A 20,544-nucleotide genomic window follows, 5' to 3' on the forward strand; every position below is an offset into this window, starting at 1 on the left:
GACCGGCCGCGCCCGGCGGGCACGACCAGCGACGGGAGATGTCCTGGCTTCCCCCGACCGGCTGGTCGGGGGTTCACAGTGGCGGGACCGCTCCGGATTCGCACCGGATTCCTCTCCGCGTCGCCAGCGGCAGTCTGCCACGTCGCAGCGTGTCGCAGGAGCGGTGGGTCAGCCACCCGTCGCCACGACGGTCGCGAGGTCGCGTCGCAGCTCGGTCGACGTGGTCGGCGTGAGGCGCACGTCGCGCTCGACCGCCTCGGCCCGGAGCAGGCCGGCCCCGGTGTCGAGCCAGGCGAGGTGCTGCGCGAGCGTCTGCTCCCCGGTGGCGAGGGCGACGTCGACGGTCGCCAGTCGCCAGCCGCCCGAGTGCACGCCGTCCCGCGCGGCGGGCCACGGACCCAGCGCGTCGGCGAGCGCCTGGGCCGCAGCACGGCGCAGGCCGCGGCGGTGCGATGCGAGCTCCTCGAGCAGCACGTCGGGCACGGCGACCGTGGCGGCCGCGAGCTCCGGTCCCGCGGCGAGGGAGGCCCACGCGGCAAGCATCCCGGGCAGCTGCGTCGTGTGTGACGGGCCGAGGTCGAAGGTGCCGTCACCACGGTCGGAGAGCACCGCCACCGCGGTCGCGCCCAGCCAGGCATGGTGCAGGCGCACCCCTTCGTCGTCACCGACGACGACCTGCACCGAGCCCCGCGACGCCGTCACGCCGACGAGGGTCTCACGCAGCCGGGGGTGCGGACGGCCGTCGACGAGGACCCCGCCGGCGACGAGCCGCGCGAGCGCGTCGCCCGGCGTCGAGCGCCCACCGGCGGGCGGTCGCGTGGGCTGCTGGGCGGGCCGCTCGGCGTGCTCGACGAGCACGTCGAAGGCCTCGGCGTCGAGGCGCAGGTGCCCGGTCACCGGGTCGAACGTCACACTCATGTCGGTCTTCCTCCCCTGGAGCCCGGACATGCGTCACCGTCGTCCCCCGACGTCGGGCGATGCCCATGATGGAGGGCATCACGGCCAAATGGATTAAAACGGGCAAATCGAACAGCCAGCCGGGGCCGCGCTAGGGTCGCCGCTGTGATCGAGGTGGTGGGCGTTGGCGCATCCGGGCTCGACTCCCTGGCCCCCGAGGCCCGCCGGGTGCTCGAGTCGGCCGACGTCGTCGTCGGTGGCGAGCGGCACCTCCGCATGCTCGACGCGCGCCCCGGTCGCCGCCTCGTGCCGTGGCCGTCGCCGCTCCTGCCGGGGCTGCGTCGCACCCTCGAGGACGCCGGCCCGGGCCGGGTCGTCGTGCTGGCGAGCGGTGACCCGCTCGTGTCGGGCATCGGCGCCACGCTCGTGCGGGAACTCGGTGAAGAGGCCGTCCACATCCACCCCGGAGTTTCGTCGGTCGCACTCGCGCGAGCCCGGATGCGTTGGGCTGCAGAGGATTCCGAGGTCGTGACGCTCGTCGGCCGCGACGTCGACCTGCTGCGACGTCATCTCGCCCCGCGGGCCCGGCTCGTCGTGCTCACCTCCGGTGCGGACGCCCCGGCCCGCGTCGCCGCCGTGCTCGTCGAGGAGGGGTATGCCGGCAGCCACCTCACCGTGCTCGGTGACCTCGGCTCGGCGGACGAGACCCGCACCGACGGCGTCGCGGCGTCGTGGGACGGTCGTCCCGCCACGCGGCTCCACCTCGTCTGCGTGCGCTGCGACGACCAGCCGTCGCGGCCGGGGAGGTCGCTCGTGCCGGGCCTGCCCGAGTCGGCGTTCGAGCACGACGGCCAGCTGACGAAGCGCATCGTGCGGGCGGCCGCGCTCGCCCACCTCGCGCCACAGCCGGGCGACGTGATGTGGGACCTCGGCGCCGGCGCCGGGTCGGTCGGGATCGAGTTCGCCCGGGCGCACCCACGCAACGAGGTGCACGCCGTCGAGCGTGACCGGGGTCGCGCCGAGCGCATCCGGCGCAACGCGCGGCGGCTCGGAGTGCCCGGCCTGCACGTCGTCGAGGCGGCATCGGCCGACGCCGTGGCGGCGCTGCCCCGGCCGGACGCCGTCTTCGTTGGCGGGGGCGCGACGCGCGAGGTGCTCGACGCGTGCTGGAGCGCCCTGGCGCCCGGTGGCCGCCTCGTCGTGCACGGCGTGACCGTCGAGACCGAGCTGCTGCTGCACGACGCGCGGACGCGGTTCGGCGGCTCGCTGAGCCGGATCGGTGTCGAGGAGCTCGAGCCGATCGGTCGCCTCCACGGCTGGAAGCCGGCCCGGCCGATCGTCCAGTGGAGCGTCGAGCGCTCCGTCCCCCCAACAGATCCGGAGGTCGTCCCGTGACGGTCCACTTCATCGGCGCCGGCCCGGGCGCGGCCGACCTGCTCACCGTGCGCGCCGTCCGGCTCATCGCGGCCGCGCCCGTGTGCCTCTACGCCGGCACCTACATCGGGGACGAGGTGCTCGCGCACTGCCCCGAGGGGGCCGAGCTCGTCGACACGCAGCGGCTCGACCTCGACGCGATCACGGCCCACTGCCTGCGCGCCCACGAGGCCGGCCGCGACGTGGCGCGTCTCTGCTCCGGCGACCCCTCGCTCTACTCCGCCGTGGCCGAGCAGACGCGGCGGCTCGACCGGGTGGGGGTGCCGTGGGACGTCACGCCGGGCGTGCCCGCCTACGCGGCGGCGGCGGCCCTCGTCGGCCGCGAGCTCACCGTGCCCGAGGTCGCCCAGTCCGTGGTGCTGACCCGGGCGCACCGCGACTCCACGGCGATGCCGGCCACGGAGTCGCTCGCGCACTTCGCGCGGTCGCGGGCCACCCTCGTGCTGCACCTCGCGATCCGCCACACCCGGTCGCTCGCGGCGTCGCTCGTCGACGACTACGGAGCCGACTGCCCCGTCGTCGTCGTGGCCGACGCGGAGCAGCCGAGCCAGCTCGTCCTGCGCGGCACGCTGACCGACATCGCCGACCAGGTCGAGGCCGCGGACCTGCGGCAGGCGGCCGTCATCCTCGTCGGGAAGGCGCTCGGGGCCCGCGACCACGACGACTTCGCGGATTCGCACCTCTACGGCACGCGCATCTCAGGCGGACGCGAAAGCGACTGAGCCGCATACGAACTCGCTCTCGCGCCGAGGTCCCCATGGCGCGCGGCGAGCCGTTGTGTCAGGATGCGGGTGCCGCAGTGCACGGGAAGTCGGTGTGATTCCGACGTGGTCCTCGCCACTGTGACCAGGGAGCAAGTCCCCGACACCGCCACTGGCGACCTCGGGCCGGCACACGTCGGCGCACGGTCGCTGGGAAGGCTGGGGAGGCGTGACGATCTGGAAGCCAGGAGACCGGCTGCGGCGCGATCTGTCCACGAGGCATGGAAAGAAAGGGTCACTCTGCCATGACCACTGCTGCATCCGTCGTCCCCTCCAGCCGGTCCGGCGCATCCATCCAGGTCCCCGTGTGGGCCTGGCTGCTGCTCGCCGTCGCCGTCTTCGCCGTCCACGTCGTCACGCAGGAGAACGGCGCGCTGCTCAGCGCTCCCGCTGCGGAGATGCTCCACGAGCTGACGCACGACGCGCGTCACGCTCTCGGCGTCCCCTGCCACTGAGGTGGGGCTGAGCTTCGGCTCCGTGCTGCGGCGCGGAGTCTGTGCCGGCGTGCTCGCCGGCCTCGCGGCCGCCGTCACGATCTGGCTCGTCGTCGAGCCCGTCATCCGTCGGGCCCTCGTCGTCGAGGACCTGCGCTCGGTGCACGGCGGCTCGTCCGCACCGGCGCACGGCGGGGGTGAGCCGCTCGTCTCGCGCACGGCGCAGGTCGTGGGCGGCGCCGCCACGTCGGTGCTCGTCGGCCTCGCCGTCGGGGTCGTCTTCGCCGTGGTCTTCGCGCGGGTGAGGGGCCGGCTCCCCGGCGGCAACGACGTCGGCCGCTCCCTCGTCCTCGCCGCCGTCGGCTTCGCCTCGGTGAGCCTCCTGCCCGCCCTCAAGATCCCGGCGAACCCGCCTGCCGTCGGCGACCCGCAGACCGTCGGCCGGCGCACGCTGCTCTATGCCGTCGTGCTCCTGCTGGGCGTCGCGATCGCCCTCGTCGTGCCGGCACTGGACCGGGCCCTGGCCCGGCGAGGGACGTCGCGACCGACGCGCTCCGCGCTCGACGTCGTGGCCGTGGTGGCCCTCGTCGTAGTCGTCCTCGTCGCGGTGCCGAGCTCGCCGGACGCCGTGCCGGCCGACGTTCCGGCCGCCCTGCTCTGGGACTTCCGCGTCGCCTCGCTCGCTCAGCTCGCGACCCTGTGGCTGACGCTCGGCCTCGTCTTCGGGCTCCTCGTCGAGCGGCTCGACCGGAGGGGGAGGGTGCCCGAGCGCGTCGGCGTCGTCGCCGCCGGGTCGGCGTGACGGCACACGTCGGCGGGGCCGGGTCGGGCCGGTGCCTCGTGCGGGTCTGCCGGGACTGCTGCTGCGGCACGGAGGCCAAGCACCCGGGCGTCGACCACGACGGGCTGCTCGCCCGGCTGGAGGCTGCGGTCGCCGGCCACGCCCGGGTGATGCGCAGCGGCTGCCTGCTCGCCTGCGACGAGTCCAACGTCGTCGTCGTGACGCCGTCGCCCTCCGGTCGCCGGGCCGGTGGACGGCCGGTGTGGGTGCGGGGTGTGCTCGACGACGCCATCGTCGACGCCGTCGCCGCGTGGGTCGTGCGCGGAGGACCGGGCATCGCCGAAACCCCTGGCGCCGTGGTCGAGTCGACCTTCGCGCCGAGCGGGCTCGCCACGTCGTGGGCCACCGTCTGACCGGGGGCGTGGAAGGTCGGCCCCCGCCCAGGGGTACCGACCTTCCACGGCGGGGCTGCTCGGGACGGCGGCCCGTGCCGGCGATGGGCGGATTAGTACCTTCGTCCGGGTTTCGACTAGTACCCCGGTTCCGCTTGGCTCGTCGTGACGCACCCGACCGGTGCCTCACGACGAACCCATGAAAGGGAACACGCATGCGCACCACGACTCGGGGACTGCGGCGCGGAGGCGCCGCCCTCGCCGCCGGCACCCTGCTCGGCCTCAGCCTCACCGGCACCGCCGTCGCCAAGGGCGGCGAGCCAGGCGACGACGGCGGCTCCGCGGCCACGGGCGGCACCGGCAACTACTCCGTCACCGTCAACGGGACGACGTACGACCCGGCCCCCGGCAAGGACGCGAAGGTGTCGGGCGCGCGGGTGCAGGGCGTCGTCACGGTCCGGGGCGTGCACACGACCTTCACCATCGACCCGGCCACCCTCGGCGTCTACGACTACACCCTGACCGGTGCGCCGTCCGCGGAGCGGATGGTGACGAGCCCGACGGTCGTCTTCGCGAGCAAGGTGCCGACCCTCTCCCCGGCGCAGCGCGCCACGCCGGTGCTCGACCTCCAGGTGCGCGACGACGCCCTCGTCGCCACGTTCCGCACGGCCGGCGGCAAGCTCAAGGTGCAGGCCAAGGACGCGCCCCAGGGCGGCATCTTCCAGATGGAGCCCGAGTACGGCACGCCGGTCACCCTGACGCACCGGCTCGGCCCGACGCTCTTCTACTTCGTCAACCCGTTCACCGGCAAGGTCAACTTCGGCAACGGGATCGACGCCGTGTCGTCGGCGCAGAGCCCGACGGGCGCGCACGAGATGCTGCTCGGCAAGGACAGCCCGCAGGTGGCGACGAAGACCTCGCAGACCGGCACGGCCACGACGTGGACGGTGACCTCCGGCGGCCGGATGGGCGGCGTGCTCGGCGAGGACGCCGTCGAGCTGAGCCAGGGCGCCACGAACTGCACGAAGGACTGCCAGGCCCAGAACCAGGTCCGCGGCTCGCTGCCCGTGCCCCCGGACCCGACGAACCCGACGCCGATCGGCGGCTGACCGCGGAGGGGCGAGGGGGAGGATGGGGCTGCGGCGCGCGTCAGCGCCGCAGCTCCATCCGGTGCTCCACCAGCTCGTCGTCGGGCCAGTCGTCGGGCACGCCCCGGTCGACGAAGCCGGCGCGCGCATAGGCCGCGCGGGCCCGGTCGTTGTCGCGCCGGACCATGAGGCAGGTGCCCCGGCCCTGCTCCTCGGCCCAGGCGGCGACCGCGTCGATGAGCAGGCGGGCGACGCCCGTGCCGCGCGCCTCCGGCGCCACCCACATCGAGATGAGCTCGACCCAGTCGTCGCCGTCGGGGGAGCCGCTCGCGACGCCGACGACGGCCTCCCCGTCGGTCGCGACGAGCGTGAGCGGCACGTCGGTGAGGCGGGCCCGCCAGCGCTCCTCGGCCGCGTCGACCCAGTCCTCGTACCGCGAGCCGAAGGCGGCGGGCGAGTCCGACAGCGACCGGAGCCGCACCTCGCGGAACGTCTCCCAGTGCTCCGGCCCGATCCGTGTCAGCTGCATCGGGCGAACCTAGCAACCCGCCCCTGACCGGTGGCGAGGGCGGCGCACCCTCAGCGGACGAACCTCGGCGTCCAGACCTGCCCGGCCTCAGTGACCCGGGTGCCGGAGGCGCACACCATGACGAGGCACGACATGTCGATCGTCGTGGGGTCCAGGTCGCGCAGCGTCGTCACGAGCAGCGACTCCCCGGCCCGGCCGACGTCACGGCCCACGACGACCACGGTGTCGGGGTCGCGCTCCTCGAGGAGGACCTCACGCGCCCGGGCGACCTGCCCGGTGCGGCTGCGCGAGGCCGGGTTGTAGAGCGCGACGACGAGGTCGGCGGCCGCTGCCGCGCGCAGCCGGCGCTCGACGACCTCCCACGGCTTGAGCCGGTCCGAGAGCGACAGGATCGCGAAGTCGCCACCGAGCGGGGCGCCGGCCCGGGCCGCGACGGCCTGGGCGGCGGTCAGTCCGGGCAGGACGCGCACGGCCACGTCGCCGTAGCCGTGGGTCTCCGCGGCCTCGAACACGGCGGAGGCCATGCCGAAGACGCCGGCGTCACCACCGGACACGACGGCGACCCGCTCACCCGCGCGCGCCAGCTCGAGCGCGTCGCGGGCCCGGTCGACCTCGACGGTGTTGCCCGACGCATGACGGGTCAGGCCCTCGCGCTGCGGCACGCGGTTGACGTAGGGCGCGTAGCCGACGACGTGCGAGACGTCAGCCAGCGCGGCGGAGGCCTCCGGCGTCAGCCACCGGTCGGGTCCCGGGCCGAGGCCGACGACGACCACCTCGCCGGACGGCATACGTGCTGGGTCCGTATGCAGCACAGCCGCTTCCGCTTCGGGCGACGCGAGCGCGCGGCCGGCTGCATCCGCCCTGAGGTCCTTGCCGGGCACGACGACCATCGACATGTAGGGCACGGTCGCAGCGTCGACGTCGGCGACCGGGAGCACGCGCTCCGCGTCGGAGCTGGCGCGCTCGACGTACCGCGCCTCGTCGAGGCGGCCCGCCTGGCGTAGGGCCTCGCGCACGTTCTCGAAGGTGCGGCCGAGCTTCATCACGACCGCGGCCTCGGTGTCGGCGAGGCGCCGGGCGAGCTCGGGCACGGGGAGGGTGCCGGGCAGGATCGTCAGCACGTCCTCGTGCCGGCAGAGGCCGGTGGCGACGGCGGCGGCCGACCCGCTCACGGAGGTCACCCCGGGCACGACGGCGGTGTCGTAGCGGTGGGCGAGCCGGTCGTGGAGGTACATGAACGTGCCGTAGAAGAGCGGGTCGCCCTCGGCGAGCACGACGACGTCGCGACCCGCGTCGAGGTGGGCCGCGAGCCGTTCGGCCGACGCGTCGTAGAAGTCGGCCATGAGGCCGTGGTAGCCGAGTGGGTGGTCGGTCGACCCGGTCGTCACGGGGTAGGCGAGCAGCTCCTCGACGACGCCGTCGCGGACGTAGTCGGCGGCGATCCGGCGGGCGATCGAGTCGCCCCGCGGCCCGCTGTGGAAGGCCACGACGTCGGCCGAGCCGATGAGCCGGGCCGCCTTGACGGTGACGAGCTCGGGGTCGCCCGGGCCGACGCCCACCCCACGCAGCGTGCCGGTCACAGCTCCTCCTCGCGGGCCAGGGCGTTGACGGCCGAGGCGGCGAGGGCCGACCCACCACGGCGTCCGTGCACGACGAGCCACGGGATGTCGAAGGGGTTGTCGGCGAGCGCGACCTTCGACTCGGCCGACCCGATGAACCCGACGGGGATGCCGACGATCGCGGCCGGCCGAGGACCGCCGTCGGCGATCGACTCGAGCAGGTGGAAGAGCGCCGTCGGGGCGTTGCCGATGGCGACGACGGCACCCTCGGTGCGATCCCCCCAGAGCGAGACGGCAGCCGCGGATCGCGTTGTCCCCCAACGCCGCGCGAGCTCCGGCACGCGCTCATCGCGCAGGGTGCAGACGACCTCGTTGTCTCGGGGCAGTCGCGCTCGGGTGATGCCCGAGGCGATCATGTGCGCGTCGGTGAGGATCGGCGCGCCGGACCGGAGGGCGGTGCGGGCGGCGGTGACGAGCCGCGGGTGGACGGCGATCTGCCCGGTGAGGTCGACGTCGCCGCTCGCGTGCACCATGCGCACGGCGACGACGCGGGCGTCCTCGGGCAGGTGGTCGAGCCGCGCCTCGGCCCGGATCGTCGCGAACGACCGGCGGTAGATCTCCGCCCCGTCGGTGACGTAGTCGTAGCGGCGCGTCGGCGGCAGTGCCGCCTCGGTCGTCGTCCTCAGGTCCATCACCCGTCCACCCTCCGAGATCCGTCCTCCGCCGGCTGGGCGGCGATCTGGTGCAGCGCGTCGTCGAGCGACGTGGGCTCGAGGACGTCGACGTATGCCGTCTCCGGCGTCCCGCATCGCCGCTCGCACCCGCTGACGTGCACGGGCAGGCGACCGTCGGGCAGCACCGGAGCGAGCTCGCGGGCCAGGGCGCGCGTGTCGAGCGCCGAGCGCGCGCAGCCCGGGAGCCCGGTGCAGGCGTGCATCCTCGCCCACGGCGAGTGCGCGTGCGTCACGAGCCCCGCCGCCTCGAGGTGCGGCAGCGCGGAGGCGGCTCCCTCGACGACGAGGGAGCGCCACGGGGTGACCCGGACGCTCTCGGCGTGGCGGCCGAGGGCGGCCACGTGGTCGGGGCGCAGGAGGCCGAGCGGCACCGCCACGACGGCATGGTCGCCGACCGCTCCGAGGGGCTGCGACGGAGCGGGGAGGGCCGGCAGCCGTGCAGTGGCACTCCCGCCCAGAGGATCGTCGAGATCGTCGACGTGCCAGATGGATTCGTCACCGGCAGCGCGGCCCACGAACTCCCTTGCCAAACCCACGATCGTGGGCACGGCCGAGTCGATCGACACATCCCAGCCGTGGTCGGCCCGGCCGGCCCGGACGATGCCGCGACCCGGGCCGGTCGCGACGAACGAGAGGTCGGCCGCCGTGTTGATGACGTCGCCACGGCCGTCGTCGAGGACGAAGAGGAACCGTCCCCCGAGCGCGGCGAGCTCGGCGTCGGCGCGAACCGCCACGTCCAGGGAGCGCGTCAGGGGCCGGAGGTCGGCGACCCCGCGCGAGTCGAGGCCGGAGAGCGGCGACACGACGACGTTGCGGACGAGCTCGTGCGTCGCCGACGGGACGAGGCCGCTGCTGCGGATGCCGTCCACGACCGACGCCGGCAGCGGGTCGGCAAGACCGCGCAGCTGCAGCGCCGCTCGAGACGTCAGCTGGAGCGACGGATCCGCTTGTGCTGCAACGACATCGAGCAGGGCGACGAGTGCCTGCACCCGCACGGGGAGGCCCGCCGGGCGGAGCCGGACGATGGAGCCGTCGGCCGCCGGGAAGGGTCGGCGCAGGCCCGGGCAGGCATCGCCTGCCCGGCGGGCTCGGCTCGTCGGGGCGGTCACGCGGCACAGGATAGGCCCGGACCTCGCGTCGTCAAGGCGCCCGTCTCGGGCTATGGTGGGCCCAGCGTCGTCGACCCAGGAACCCGGTGAGAATCCGGGACGGTCCCGCCACTGTGAGCCGCCACCCCACCGGGTGGAGGTGAGTCAGGAACTGCCGGCAGCGCTTCGTTTCCTTTCGACCGCGGGGCGTGGACACCCCGCCGAGGAGTTCCTGTGACGCGCATCGCGCTGCTCTCGACGTCTGACACCGACCTGCTCTGCGCCCGGGGCAGCGGTGCCGACTACCTGCTCGCCAACCCCTCTCGGCCCGGCCACACCTCGATGGCCGAGGCGATCGAGGCCGCCGACGTCGTCGTGGCGCGCATCCTCGGCGGCCCGCAGGACCTGTGCGAGGGGTTCCGCCGGATCCGCTCGACGGGCAAGCCCTTCGTCGTGCTCGGCGGCGAGCAGACCCCGCACGCCGCCCTGATGGAGCTCTCGACCGTCGCCCCGGGCGTCGTCGCCGAGGCCCACCGTTACCTCGCCGAGGGTGGTGCCGCGAACCTGCGTGAGCTGCACGCCTTCCTCGGCGACACGCTCCTCATGACCGGGGAGGGCTTCGAGCCGCCCGTCGCGCTGCCGACGTGGGGCGTGCTCGACCGCCCCGCGCCCCAGCCGGCCGCCGACGACGCGCCCCGCCCCCGTGTCGGGATCCTCTTCTACCGGGCGCAGTTCGCCGCCGAGAACACCGCCTACGTCCACGCCCTCGCCGACGCCGTCGACGCGGCCGGCGGGATCGGCGTGCCGGTGCACGTGTCGTCGCTCCGCGACGCGCCGACCGACCTGCTCGAGCACCTCACGGCCTACGACGTGCTCGTGACGACCGTGCTGGCAGCGGGCGGGACCAAGCCCGGCACCGCCAGCGCCGGTGAGGACGACGAGGCCTGGGACGTGCAGGCCCTCGCCGCACTCGACGTGCCGATCATCCAGGGTCTGTGCCTGACGTGGGGCCGCAGCCAGTGGGAGGCGAGCGACGACGGGATGAGCCCCCTCGACGTGGCGACGCAGGTCGCGGTGCCGGAGTTCGACGGTCGCATCATCGGCACCGCGTTCTCCTTCAAGGAGACCGACGCCGACGGCCTGCCGCACTACGTCGCCGACGCCGAGCGCTGCGCCCGCCTCGCCCGGCTCGCCGTCAACCACGCACTCCTCCGCAGCACCCCGCCGGCCGAGCGCCGCATCGCGATCGTGCTGTCGGCGTACCCGTCGAAGCACTCGCGCATCGGCAACGCCGTCGGCCTCGACACCCCGGTCTCGATCGTCCGGCTGCTCCGCGCCATGCGCGACGCCGGCTACGACGTCGGCGCCCCGGGTGAGATCCCCGGCACCGGCCCGCTCGAGCCCGTCGACGGCGAGACCGCCGACACGACCGCCGGCAACGCCCTCATCCACGCCCTCATCGCGGCCGGCGGCCAGGACGAGGACTGGCTCACGCAGGAGCAGCTGACCGGCCAGCCGGTCCGCATCCCGTCCGCCCGCTACCGCGAGCACTTCGACACGCTCCCGGCGGCGCTGCGCGAGGCCGTGTCGACCCACTGGGGCGAGGCCCCCGGCGAGGTCTTCGTCGACCGGCACACCGATGCCGACGGCGAGCTCGTCGCCGCGAGCCTGCGCGCCGGCAACGTGGTAGTGCTCGTCCAACCACCCCGCGGCTTCGGCGAGAACCCCATCGCGATCTACCACGACCCCGACCTGCCGCCGACGCACCACTACCTCGCCGTCTACGACTGGCTCGCAAGGGAGTTCGGCGCGCACGCGATCGTCCACATGGGCAAGCACGGCAACCTCGAGTGGCTCCCGGGCAAGACCCTCGCGCTGTCCGCCGCCTGCGGGCCGGACGCGACGATCGGCTCCATCCCGCTCGTCTACCCCTTCCTCGTCAACGACCCCGGGGAGGGCAGCCAGGCCAAGCGGCGGGCGCACGCGACGATCGTCGACCACCTCGTGCCGCCGATGGCCCGCGCCGAGTCCTACGGCGACATCGCCCGGCTCGAGCAGCTGCTCGACGAGTACGGCAACGTCTCGGTCATGGACCCTGCCAAGGCGCCGGCCCTGCGGGCCGAGATCTGGACCCTCATCCAGGCCGCGCAGATGCACCACGACCTCGGCCTCACCGACCGCCCCGACGACGACGCGTTCGACGAGTTCGTCATGCACGTCGACGGCTGGCTCTGCGAGGTCAAGGACGTCCAGATCCGCGACGGCCTCCACATCCTTGGCGAGGCCCCCACGGGGGAGGGCCTCGTCAACCTCGTGCTCGCGATCCTGCGGGCCAACCAGGTCTTCGCCGGTGCCGTCGGCGCGGTGCCTGGTCTGCGGACGGCGCTCGGTCTGGGTGAGGGGCACACCGAGCGCACGTCCGTGGACGCCGCCGAGGAGCGCGCGTCCGCACTCGTCGCCGCCCTCGCCGACGCCGGCTGGGACGAGGCCGCCGTGCCCGGCATCGTGCGCGAGCAGCTCGGCGACGGGGCCGCCGTCGGCACTCGCGTCGGCACTCGCGTCGACACTCGCGTCGACACCGAGGGCGTATGCCGCTCGCTGGCCTTCGCGTGCCGCGAGGTGGTCCCGCGCCTGCGGGCCACGACGGGCGAGATCGATGCCGTGCTCCACGCGCTCGACGGCGGCTACGTGCCAGCCGGGCCGTCGGGCTCGCCGCTGCGCGGCCTCGTCAACGTGCTGCCGACCGGCCGCAACTTCTACTCCGTCGACCCCAAGGCGATCCCGAGCCGGCTCGCCTGGGAGACGGGCCAGCGGCTCGCCGACGACCTGCTCGCGCGGCACCGCGCCGACACCGGCGAGTGGCCGCGCTCGGTCGGCCTGTCGGTCTGGGGCACGTCGGCCATGCGCACCTCCGGCGACGACATCGCCGAGGTGCTCTCGCTGCTCGGCGTGCGCCCCCGGTGGGACGAGATGTCGCGCCGCGTCGTCGGCCTCGACGCCGTGCCGCTCGCCGAGCTCGGCCGTCCGCGCGTCGACGTCACGGTCCGCATCTCCGGCTTCTTCCGCGACGCCTTCCCGCACGTCATCGCGATGCTCGACGACGCGGTGCGCCTCGTCGCCGACCTCGACGAGTCACCCGAGGACAACTACCTCCGGGCCCACGTCGCGGGCGACCTCGCCGAGCACGGCGACGCGCGACGGGCCACGACCCGGATCTTCGGCAGCAAGCCCGGCTCCTACGGCGCCGGCATCCTCCCCCTCATCGAGTCGGGCAGCTGGCGCTCGGACGAGGACCTCGCGGAGGTCTACGCGACGTGGGGCGGCTTCGCCTACGGGCGCGAGCTCGACGGCATACCTGCTCGGGCCGACATGGAGCGCACGTACGCGCGGATGGACGTGGCCGCCAAGAACATCGACACCCGCGAGCACGACATCGCCGACAGCGACGACTACTTCCAGTACCACGGCGGCATGGTCGCGACGGTGCGCGCGCTGACGGGTCGCGAGCCCAGGGCCTACGTCGGCGACTCGACGACGCCGGATGCCGTGCGCACCCGGACGCTGACGGAGGAGACGGCGCGCGTCTTCCGGGCCCGCGTCGTCAACCCCCGGTGGATCGCGGCGATGCGGCGGCACGGGTACAAGGGAGCCTTCGAGCTCGCCGCGACGGTCGACTACCTCTTCGGGTTCGACGCCACCGCGGGCGTCGTCACCGACTGGATGTACGAGCAGCTCGCGCAGACCTACGTGCTCGACAAGGAGAACCGCGACTTCCTCCAGCACGCCAACCCGTGGGCGCTGCACGGGATGGTCGAGCGGCTGCACGAGGCCGTCGACCGCGGCCTGTGGGCGGAGCCCGACCCGCAGCTGCTCGCCGACCTCCAGCAGGTCTACCTCGACGTCGAGGGCGACCTCGAGGACTAGGTCGCCCTGCGTCGACGCGGTCACCCGGCCGGGACGACGACGACCTTGCCGCTCAGCGCACCCTCGGCGGCGCGGGCGTGCACGGACGGCAGGTCCTCGAGGGCCACCCGCTCGGCCACGTCGACGACGAGCTCGCCGCGGTCGACCCGCGCGACGAGCCCGGCGAGCTGCGTCGCGTCGCTGCGGACGTAGAGGTCGATGCCGCGGACGCCGCGCGCCTCGTCGGTGGGCGCGGGCATCCACACCGTCGTGTTGACGACGACCCCGCCGTCGCCGACCCGGCCGGCCAGCGCGGCGAGCTGCTCGGGGGTGACGGGAGCGAGGTTGAGCAGGACGTCGACGGGATCGGTGACGGCCGCGGCGACGTCCGCCGCGGTGTGGTCGACGACCTCGTCGGCACCGAGGGCTCGCAGGTGGTCCGCGGCGTCGGGACCGCCCGTCGCCACGACGTGGGCACCGGCTGCCCGGGCCAGCTGGACGGCGTAGCCGCCGACCGCCCCGCTCGCGCCGTTGACGAGGATCCGCTGACCGGCGCGGAGCCCGGCGTGCTCGAAGAGCGCCTGCCAGGCGGTGAGCCCGACGAGGGGCAGGGCGGCAGCGTCGGCGAGCGGGATCGACTCCGGTGCGATCGCGAGGCCCGCGGCGTCGGTGACGACGTACTCCGCCGACGCGCCGTCGACGGTGAAGGGGAGGAAGCCGACGACGTGGTCGCCCACCCGGAGCCCGTCGACGTCGTCGCCCACCGCGTCGACGGTGCCCGCGACGTCGAGGCCGGGGACGTGCGGGAGGTGCAGGGGCATCGGGCCCTGCATGCGGCCGGCGCGGATGTTGCCGTCGACGCCGTTGAACGACGTGGCGGCGACGTGGACGCGCACCTCGCCGGGGCCGGGGGTCGGGGTCGGGACGTCCTCGTAGCGCAGGACGTCGGCGTCGCCGTACTCGTGGAATCGGATGGCCTTCATGGCGGAGCCTCTCTCTGCTGTCGTCAGGTGCTCCGAATTCGAAGCATGTGGGGACCGTAGCAGTGCTTCACATTCAAAGCAAGACCTTCGAATGTGAAGCACCTGTAGGCTGGCGTCATGTCGTCCAGGCCTGCCCCCCTCGACCCCGTCCAGCTCGGCGCGTACTTCGCCCTCATGGAGGTCGCCGGCCTGCTGCGGCACGCGGTCGAGCAGCAGCTGCGCGACGACGGCGACCTCAGCTACGTGCAGTTCCAGCTGCTCGCGCGTCTGGCCCTGGACTCGCCGACGGGCAGCGCGCGGATGACCGACCTCGCCGACACCGTGGTCTACAGCCGGAGCGCGCTGACCTACCAGGCGGGGCTGCTCGAGAAGGCCGGTCTCGTCTCGCGCGCGCCGTCGCCGGACGACGAGCGCAGCACCACGGTCACGGTCACCGATGCCGGCCGCGCCGTCATCGAGCGGGTAATGCCGGGGCACGTCGAGGTGCTGCAGCAGCAGCTGTTCGCGCCGCTGTCGCCGGACGACGTGGTGGCGCTCGGTGACCTCCTGTCACCGGTGCGGGACCACATGCGGGCCGCGCCGCCGCGCTCGGCGGCGCCCCGCCGCCGTCGCTGACGGGCAGACGGGCGCAGGGCCGGGCTCAGGGCCCGAACGGCGTGAGGCAGAACGGGTGCCCCGCCGGGTCGAGGACGACCCGCCAGCGGGGGTCGGGTTGCGGGTCGGCGAGGCGGGCCCCGAGGCCGACGGCGCGCGCGGCCTGGGCGTCGAGGTCGTCGGCGTCGACCGTGACGTCGAGGTGCACGATCGAGGCGCCCGGCCACGTCGGCTCGCGGTGGTCCGCGACCTGCTGCGTCACGAGGACCAGGCCGCCCACGTCGACAGCCGACGCGTGTCTGTGCGACCAGAGGAGCGTGCCGTCGAAGAGTTCCGCGTAGAAGGCCGCGAGCCCCGCGTGGTCGGCACAGTCGAGAGAGACGGCACTGACGCGAAAGGCATGCGGGTCGGTCACGGTGTCTCCTCGGCGGCGGGGCCTGCCTCGGGCAGGACCGGCTGGTCGGTGGGGTAGAGGCCGACGGCGAGGCCGTAGACGGTGTCGCCCGAGCGCGGGAGGGCGGTGAACTCGCGCACGAGCTCCTCGACGCGCCCCCAGAACTGCGAGGCGCTCTCCCGCGGGATGCGCACGTGCCGGAGCGTCGAGTAGAGCGTGTCGTCCTCGTGCGCCGGCACCGACTCCGCAGCCGCGACCGACAGTCCGTTGACGCAGACGGGAACCGTCGGGTCGCCGGGGTGGCGCGCGACGCCGATGGTGATGGTGCGGCCGGTGCGGCCGTAGAAGCGCTCGTCGATGGCGCGCACGCGTCGGGTCCGCACGACGCGGAGCATCCCGGCGTCGACGAGCACGCCGACGTGGTGGGCGACGGTGCTCTTCGGTCGGCCGACCGCCGTCGCGAGCTCGGCCACCGTGGCCGCGCGCTCGAGCACGAGGTCGAGCAGCGACGAGCGGAGCGGGTCGGCGATGGCCCGCAGCTGGGCAGGGGTCGTCAGCTCCACCGTGTCGGGGAGCTCGTAGTCGGGTAGCTGCGGGCTATTGATCGACATTGTTGGATCAGTCTAGATTGTCGGATCAACAGCAGGGAAACCATCGAGCACAGGAGCAAGCATGGCCGACGTCCTCCTCCTCCACCACGCCCAGGGCCAGACCCCGGGGTTCCTCGCCTTCGCCGACGCCCTGCGCGGGGCCGGGCACACCGTGCACGCCCCCGATTTCTACGGCGGTGAGAGCTTCGCGACGCTCGACGAGGGGATGGCCAAGGCCCGCTCGATCGGTTTCGCCGCGCTGCAGGAGCAGGGGGTCGCCGCGGCCGACGGGCTGCCCGCGGCGACGGTGTATGCCGGCTTCTCCCTCGGCGTCATGGCCGCCCAGCGCCTCGCGCAGACGCGTCCGGGCGCCGCCGGGGCCGTGCTGCTCGACGCCGCGATCCCGCTGGGCGAGTTCGCCGCCGACTGGCCGGCGGGCGTCCCGCTCCAGGTGCACGGCGGCGAGGCCGACGAGTTCTTCATGGACGAGGGAGATGTCGAGGCCGCGCGGGAGATCGTGGCGGCGGCCGGTGACGGCGAGCTGTTCACCTATGCCGACTGCGGCCACCTCTTCGCCGACGCCAGCTCGCAGGCCCACGACGCGGACGCCGCCACGCTCGTGCAGCAGCGCGTCATCGCCTTCCTCGACCGGATCCAGGGCGGCTGACCGATCGGCCGGGCCTCACGACGTCGGCTCGCCCCGCACGAGTGAGTAGTAGATCTCGTCGGAGCGGGTGCCGTCGGGGTTGGGCAGCCTCCCGCTGAGCCGGCCCTCGGCGCGGAAGCCGGCCCTCGCCGCCGCCCGCCCGGATGCCTCGTTGCCGACCTTGTGCCCGAGCTCCAGCCGCGCGAGTCCTGCCTCGTCGAAGGCCCACCGGGACACGAGTCGCAGGGCGCGCGTCGTGAAGCCGCGTCCGCGGAAGTCCGGCAGCACGCCGTAGCCGACGAGCCCGGTGCCCGGCGGCCCCACCCGCATGACACCGATCGTCCCGGCGGGTCGCCCCGTCGCCGCGTCGACCATGACGAAGCGAGCCACCCGCCCCAGCCTCCACCCGCGGACCGAGAGTGCCGTCCGCCGCCGGGCCTCGGCGTCGTTCACCGGTCGTCCCTCGAAGTCCCAGCGCAGCGACTCCTCGTTGTTGTGCTCGTCGCGCAGGACCTCCCAGTCGGCGACGGTGAACGGCCGCACCGTGAGGACGCCGTCGCCGAGCGGGCCGGTCGGGGGGAAGGCCGGCGGGCCCGCAGCAGCTGCGTCGGCCGTCGGTCGCAGCAGGTAGGTGTCCATGACCCAGCCGTGGCGCTCCCGGGCATCGGCCCGCACCCGCTGCACCTCACCGACGACGTCTCCGAGGCGCCCGCGCACGAGCAGCTCGTCGGGGGTGCCGAGGTAGGCACCCCAGAAGAGCTCGAGGTCGGGGAACGCGTCGGCCAGCTCGGCGCAGGCGAGGCGTCCGTCGAGCATGACCACGACGTCGCCGAGCGCCGGGTCGTACTCGTCGACGAGGCGGCGGCCGGTCGTGACGTGGATCGGCGCGCCGATGCGGTTGAGCGGGATGCGGTGCCGTGCCGCGAGCAGCTGCGGCGCGCTGATGCCCGCGACGACGTCGTGCTCGACCGCGAGTCCTCTTGCCGCCCAGTGCTCCACGAGGGCGTCGACGATCCGGATCGTCGAGTCGTAGAACGCCGGGTCGCCCCACACGAGGAAGCCGACCGTCGACTCGCCAGCAGGCAGCGCCTCGATGACCTCCGCGTAGGCCGCCACCCGGGCCGCGTGCCAGTCGCGCACCCCGCGGCCGTATGCCGTGTCGTCGCGTTCGGCGTCCGGCCCCCGTCGGGGATCGGCGACCTCGACGAGCCGGTAGGCGTGGTCGGCCGGGATGAGGGCGTCGCAGACGGCCTGCCGGGCCGCGACGAGGTCGGCCGTGGCCTCGCCCTTGTCGGCGACGAGGAAGACGTCGACGGTGGCGAGCGCTCGGGCGGCCTCGCCCGTGACGTGGGCGGGGTCGCCCATCCCGATGCCGATGACGCGGATGCTGCGGATCATGACGGGCCTCCCATCCGGGTCAGGCCGAGGAGCGCATCGAGGTCGACGTGCTGCTCCAGCGCGTCGGCCAGCGTGTCGAGCATCCGCTCGCGGCGCTCGGCGAAACCCGTGGCGCGGGGACGAGGCCGCCACTCGGACCCAGCGGCCAGTGCGACCTCGCTGAGCCAGGCGCGACGGAAGTCGTCGCTCTCCAGGGCGCCGTGCCACATGGTTCCCCAGACTGCGCCAGCCTGCCACCCGTCGAGGAATGGTTGCGCCACAGGGGAATCCGCATCGCCCTCGACGTGACTGGCAATGCCGTGGTGGATCTCGTAGGCGGTGTCGACGACGTGCCCCGCCCAGGCGCCCTCGGGGCGGGCGAGCACCTTGGCCTCGCCGAACTCGACCCGGACGGGCAGGTGGCCGAGCCCCGGCACGCGGCCGACCCGGCCCTCGACGTCGTCCTCGATCTCGCGCCCGAGCATCTGGTAGCCGCCGCAGACGCCGAGCACCGGGCGACCTGCCGCGACGCGAGCGGCGACGACGTCGGCGAGGCCACGCTCGCGGAGCCACTCGAGATCACCTGCGGTGGAACGGGATCCGGGCAGCACGAGCAGGTCGGCCGACTCGGCGACCGCGGGGTCGACGGTGACGAGCAGGTCGACCCCGGGCTCGGCCGCCAGGGCGTCGACGTCCGTCGCGTTCGAGATGCGAGGCAGCCGGACGACCGCGACCTTGAGCCGGTCGCGCGAGGTGGCCGAGAGGGCGGTCGAGGCGCGCCAGTGCCCCACCTCGAGCGTGTCCTCGCTGTCGAGCCACACGTCGAGCAGCCAGGGGATGACGCCGTGGAAGGGCACGCCCGTCCGCTCGGTGATCGTGTCGAGCCCCGGCTCCAGCACGGCCACGTCACCGCGGAACTTGTTGATGACGAAGGACTTCAACAACGCACGGTCGTCCTCGTCGAGCAGCGCCCACGTGCCGTAGAGGGCGGCGAGGATGCCGCCCCGGTCGATGTCGCCCACCACGACGACGGGGAGCCCGAACTCGCGCGCGAGGCCCATGTTGACGTAGTCGCCCGCGCGCAGGTTGACCTCGGCGGGCGAGCCGGCGCCCTCGCAGACGACGAGGTCGTAGGCGTCGTCGAGCTCGCGGTAGGCCGCGAAGGCCGCGTCGCGCAGGTGGCCGCGCCCGGCGGCATACTGCCCCGCCTCGAGCGTGCCGGCGGGCTCGCCGCGCACGACGATGAACGACCGCCGGTCGGTGCCCGGCTTGAGCAGCACCGGGTTCATCGCGGTCGTGGGCTCGACACGGGCGGCGACGGCCTGCAGCCACTGGGCGCGCCCGATCTCGCCGCCGTCGAGGCAGACCATCGAGTTGTTCGACATGTTCTGGGCCTTGAACGGCGCGACGCGCAGGCCCCGGCGCACGAACGCGCGGCAGAGGCCCGCCACGACGACCGACTTGCCGGCGTCGGACGACGTGCCCGCGACGAGGAGGCCCGATGGTCCGCTGCGGCCGGTCTGGTTCACCACCTCATCCTGCCCGATGAGGTGGTGACGCTGTGCGGCCAGTCTGCACCCCGAGCGCGACTGACGCGCTCGGGGTGCAGGGCGGATCCACCCGGCCGGTCTACTCGGGGTCGCCGTCGGCGAGCAGGCGGTAGAGCTTGCGCCGGGTCTCGGTCAGCACCTCCGCCGCCTCGGCCCGCTGCTGGGAGGTGCCCGTCGTGACGATCTGCCACATGCCGCCCATGACCTGGCCGACGAGCGGCATGAGGTCGTCGCCGCGGGAGTTCCGCGGCGCCGCCTCCTCGTCGGTCGCCTCCTCGAACGGGCGCCAGGTGGCCGCCATCTCCTCGGCGTTCTCCTCGACGTACGCGCGCCCGGCGTCGGTGAGGCGCAGCAGCCGCCGGCCCTCGACGTCGCGTCCCTCGACGAGCCCTTCGTCCTCGAGCTGCTGCACGGTCGGGTAGACCGAGCCGGGGCTCGGCTTCCATGCCCCGCCGGTGCGCTCGGAGATCTGCTGGATGAGCTGGTAGCCGTTCATCTCGTCGCCCGCGAGGACGTCGAGGATGGCCGACCGCACGTCGCCGCGGCGGGCGCGGGGCCCCCGGCGCGGACCGAACTCCGGGCCGAGGCCCGGTCCGCCGAAGTGGCGCACGAGGTCGGCCACCCACGGCGGCGGGCCAGGGCGTCCGCGGCCGTGGGGGCCGCGGCCCGGGCCGCCCGGCCAGGCGCCGAACCCGGGGCCATCGCCACGGCCCGGACCCCAGCCGCCGCCCCAACCGCCGTCCCAGCCCGACTCCCGCCTGGTGCTGTGGTGTGTGTGCATCGTGGTCTCCTTCCCGAGACGACTCGAAC

At 74.3% G+C, this 20,544-nt stretch carries 20 protein-coding genes and 3 riboswitches; of the genes, 9 read left to right on the forward strand and 11 right to left on the reverse strand.

All coding sequences use genetic code 11. The annotated features are described in order from the left end of the window. Positions 1 to 16 precede the first annotated feature (16 nt). A riboswitch (cobalamin riboswitch) is annotated at positions 17 to 143 on the reverse strand. A gap of 25 nt (positions 144 to 168) precedes the next feature. Then, positions 169 to 918 (reverse strand): hypothetical protein, encoded by a 750-nt coding sequence (locus ABD979_RS19430; protein ID WP_345509180.1) that lies wholly within the window; start codon positions 916 to 918, stop codon positions 169 to 171. Between the two features lie 144 nt (positions 919 to 1,062). Here ABD979_RS19430 and cbiE point away from each other — a divergent pair, with 144 nt between their 5' ends. The 6 genes from cbiE (at position 1,063) to ABD979_RS19460 (ending at position 5,808) form a co-directional block, all read left to right on the forward strand. Next, on the forward strand, positions 1,063 to 2,292 hold the full coding sequence (gene cbiE / locus ABD979_RS19435) for a precorrin-6y C5,15-methyltransferase (decarboxylating) subunit CbiE (protein ID WP_345509181.1): 1,230 nt from the start codon (positions 1,063 to 1,065) through the stop codon (positions 2,290 to 2,292). Beyond that, complete coding sequence (locus ABD979_RS19440) at positions 2,289 to 3,053, forward strand: cobalt-precorrin-4/precorrin-4 C(11)-methyltransferase (RefSeq protein ID WP_345509182.1); 765 nt, start codon at positions 2,289 to 2,291, stop codon at positions 3,051 to 3,053. The genes cbiE and ABD979_RS19440 overlap by 4 nt, the downstream gene beginning before the upstream one ends. Positions 3,054 to 3,111: 58 nt before the next feature. Then, positions 3,112 to 3,307, forward strand: a riboswitch (cobalamin riboswitch). 30 nt (positions 3,308 to 3,337) lie between these two features. Then, positions 3,338 to 3,547, forward strand: coding sequence for a CbtB domain-containing protein (locus tag ABD979_RS19445; RefSeq protein WP_345509183.1), 210 nt, complete (start codon positions 3,338 to 3,340; stop codon positions 3,545 to 3,547). Between the two features lie 22 nt (positions 3,548 to 3,569). Next, a complete protein-coding gene (locus ABD979_RS19450; RefSeq protein ID WP_345509184.1) occupies positions 3,570 to 4,328 on the forward strand; it encodes a CbtA family protein in 759 nt (252 codons plus the stop codon). Then, positions 4,325 to 4,720 (forward strand): hypothetical protein, encoded by a 396-nt coding sequence (locus tag ABD979_RS19455; protein WP_345509185.1) that lies wholly within the window; start codon positions 4,325 to 4,327, stop codon positions 4,718 to 4,720. The genes ABD979_RS19450 and ABD979_RS19455 overlap by 4 nt, the downstream gene beginning before the upstream one ends. Positions 4,721 to 4,914: 194 nt before the next feature. Then, positions 4,915 to 5,808 (forward strand): hypothetical protein, encoded by an 894-nt coding sequence (locus ABD979_RS19460; protein ID WP_345509187.1) that lies wholly within the window; start codon positions 4,915 to 4,917, stop codon positions 5,806 to 5,808. 40 nt (positions 5,809 to 5,848) lie between these two features. Here ABD979_RS19460 and ABD979_RS19465 read toward each other — a convergent pair whose 3' ends face one another. From ABD979_RS19465 to ABD979_RS19480, 4 genes are read right to left on the reverse strand one after another with little or no spacing between them, the layout of a single operon-like run. After that, positions 5,849 to 6,316, reverse strand: coding sequence for a GNAT family N-acetyltransferase (locus tag ABD979_RS19465; protein WP_345509188.1), 468 nt, complete (start codon positions 6,314 to 6,316; stop codon positions 5,849 to 5,851). A 50-nt stretch (positions 6,317 to 6,366) separates the two neighbouring features. Next, entirely contained in the window at positions 6,367 to 7,896 is a 1,530-nt protein-coding gene (locus tag ABD979_RS19470) for a precorrin-2 C(20)-methyltransferase (RefSeq protein WP_345509189.1), read from the reverse strand. Further along, entirely contained in the window at positions 7,893 to 8,567 is a 675-nt protein-coding gene (locus tag ABD979_RS19475; protein ID WP_345509190.1) for a precorrin-8X methylmutase, read from the reverse strand. Before ABD979_RS19475 ends, ABD979_RS19470 begins: the two co-directional genes overlap by 4 nt. Continuing rightward, on the reverse strand, positions 8,567 to 9,718 hold the full coding sequence (locus ABD979_RS19480; protein WP_345509192.1) for a precorrin-3B synthase: 1,152 nt from the start codon (positions 9,716 to 9,718) through the stop codon (positions 8,567 to 8,569). Before ABD979_RS19480 ends, ABD979_RS19475 begins: the two co-directional genes overlap by 1 nt. A gap of 39 nt (positions 9,719 to 9,757) precedes the next feature. Next, positions 9,758 to 9,891, forward strand: a riboswitch (cobalamin riboswitch). 40 nt (positions 9,892 to 9,931) lie between these two features. Between ABD979_RS19480 and cobN the strand changes: the two genes are divergently transcribed. Beyond that, the gene (cobN, locus tag ABD979_RS19485) at positions 9,932 to 13,621 is read left to right on the forward strand and encodes a cobaltochelatase subunit CobN (protein ID WP_345509193.1); all 3,690 of its coding nucleotides are present in this window, start codon (positions 9,932 to 9,934) and stop codon (positions 13,619 to 13,621) included. 20 nt (positions 13,622 to 13,641) lie between these two features. On the opposite strand, the gene ABD979_RS19490 is transcribed toward cobN, so the two are convergent. Beyond that, a complete protein-coding gene (locus ABD979_RS19490; protein ID WP_345509195.1) occupies positions 13,642 to 14,583 on the reverse strand; it encodes an NADP-dependent oxidoreductase in 942 nt (313 codons plus the stop codon). A gap of 117 nt (positions 14,584 to 14,700) precedes the next feature. Between ABD979_RS19490 and ABD979_RS19495 the strand changes: the two genes are divergently transcribed. Continuing rightward, positions 14,701 to 15,198 (forward strand): MarR family winged helix-turn-helix transcriptional regulator, encoded by a 498-nt coding sequence (locus tag ABD979_RS19495; protein WP_345509196.1) that lies wholly within the window; start codon positions 14,701 to 14,703, stop codon positions 15,196 to 15,198. 25 nt (positions 15,199 to 15,223) lie between these two features. On the opposite strand, the gene ABD979_RS19500 is transcribed toward ABD979_RS19495, so the two are convergent. Both ABD979_RS19500 and ABD979_RS19505 read right to left on the reverse strand, forming a co-directional pair. Then, the gene (locus ABD979_RS19500) at positions 15,224 to 15,592 is read right to left on the reverse strand and encodes a VOC family protein (protein WP_345509197.1); all 369 of its coding nucleotides are present in this window, start codon (positions 15,590 to 15,592) and stop codon (positions 15,224 to 15,226) included. Continuing rightward, positions 15,589 to 16,182 (reverse strand): ArsR/SmtB family transcription factor, encoded by a 594-nt coding sequence (locus ABD979_RS19505; protein WP_345509198.1) that lies wholly within the window; start codon positions 16,180 to 16,182, stop codon positions 15,589 to 15,591. The genes ABD979_RS19500 and ABD979_RS19505 overlap by 4 nt, the downstream gene beginning before the upstream one ends. Positions 16,183 to 16,243: 61 nt before the next feature. Here ABD979_RS19505 and ABD979_RS19510 point away from each other — a divergent pair, with 61 nt between their 5' ends. Beyond that, positions 16,244 to 16,828, forward strand: a complete 585-nt coding sequence (locus tag ABD979_RS19510) for a dienelactone hydrolase family protein (RefSeq protein ID WP_345509199.1) — start codon at positions 16,244 to 16,246, stop codon at positions 16,826 to 16,828. 15 nt (positions 16,829 to 16,843) lie between these two features. Here the strand turns inward: ABD979_RS19510 and cobF are convergent, their stop codons facing one another. From cobF to ABD979_RS19525, 3 genes are all read right to left on the reverse strand, one after another. Further along, positions 16,844 to 18,205: a precorrin-6A synthase (deacetylating) gene (cobF, locus tag ABD979_RS19515; RefSeq protein ID WP_345509200.1), complete on the reverse strand. Its 1,362-nt coding sequence runs from the start codon at positions 18,203 to 18,205 to the stop codon at positions 16,844 to 16,846. Continuing rightward, positions 18,202 to 19,713 carry a cobyric acid synthase gene (locus ABD979_RS19520; RefSeq protein WP_345509202.1) on the reverse strand — a complete coding sequence of 504 codons (1,512 nt, stop codon included), beginning with the start codon at positions 19,711 to 19,713 and terminating at the stop codon, positions 18,202 to 18,204. The genes cobF and ABD979_RS19520 overlap by 4 nt, the downstream gene beginning before the upstream one ends. A 100-nt stretch (positions 19,714 to 19,813) precedes the next feature. Continuing rightward, positions 19,814 to 20,515, reverse strand: coding sequence for a PadR family transcriptional regulator (locus ABD979_RS19525; RefSeq protein ID WP_345509203.1), 702 nt, complete (start codon positions 20,513 to 20,515; stop codon positions 19,814 to 19,816). Between the last annotated feature and the right edge of the window lie 29 nt (positions 20,516 to 20,544).

This window comes from Terrabacter aeriphilus (genome assembly GCF_039542985.1).
GTDB lineage: Bacteria > Actinomycetota > Actinomycetes > Actinomycetales > Dermatophilaceae > Terrabacter > Terrabacter aeriphilus.

What these genes read in the sequence shown, in the direction of transcription:
- ABD979_RS19465 (WP_345509188.1), bottom strand. Translation starts at nt 6,316, where the DNA reads ATGCAGCTGACACGGATCGGGCCGGAGCACTGGGAGACGTTCCGCGAG.
- ABD979_RS19445 (WP_345509183.1), top strand. Translation starts at nt 3,338, where the DNA reads ATGACCACTGCTGCATCCGTCGTCCCCTCCAGCCGGTCCGGCGCATCC.
- ABD979_RS19460 (WP_345509187.1), top strand. Translation starts at nt 4,915, where the DNA reads ATGCGCACCACGACTCGGGGACTGCGGCGCGGAGGCGCCGCCCTCGCC.
- ABD979_RS19495 (WP_345509196.1), top strand. Translation starts at nt 14,701, where the DNA reads ATGTCGTCCAGGCCTGCCCCCCTCGACCCCGTCCAGCTCGGCGCGTAC.
- ABD979_RS19525 (WP_345509203.1), bottom strand. Translation starts at nt 20,515, where the DNA reads ATGCACACACACCACAGCACCAGGCGGGAGTCGGGCTGGGACGGCGGT.
- ABD979_RS19510 (WP_345509199.1), top strand. Translation starts at nt 16,244, where the DNA reads ATGGCCGACGTCCTCCTCCTCCACCACGCCCAGGGCCAGACCCCGGGG.
- ABD979_RS19430 (WP_345509180.1), bottom strand. Translation starts at nt 918, where the DNA reads ATGAGTGTGACGTTCGACCCGGTGACCGGGCACCTGCGCCTCGACGCC.
- cobF (WP_345509200.1), bottom strand. Translation starts at nt 18,205, where the DNA reads ATGATCCGCAGCATCCGCGTCATCGGCATCGGGATGGGCGACCCCGCC.
- ABD979_RS19475 (WP_345509190.1), bottom strand. Translation starts at nt 8,567, where the DNA reads ATGGACCTGAGGACGACGACCGAGGCGGCACTGCCGCCGACGCGCCGC.
- ABD979_RS19490 (WP_345509195.1), bottom strand. Translation starts at nt 14,583, where the DNA reads ATGAAGGCCATCCGATTCCACGAGTACGGCGACGCCGACGTCCTGCGC.
- ABD979_RS19505 (WP_345509198.1), bottom strand. Translation starts at nt 16,182, where the DNA reads ATGTCGATCAATAGCCCGCAGCTACCCGACTACGAGCTCCCCGACACG.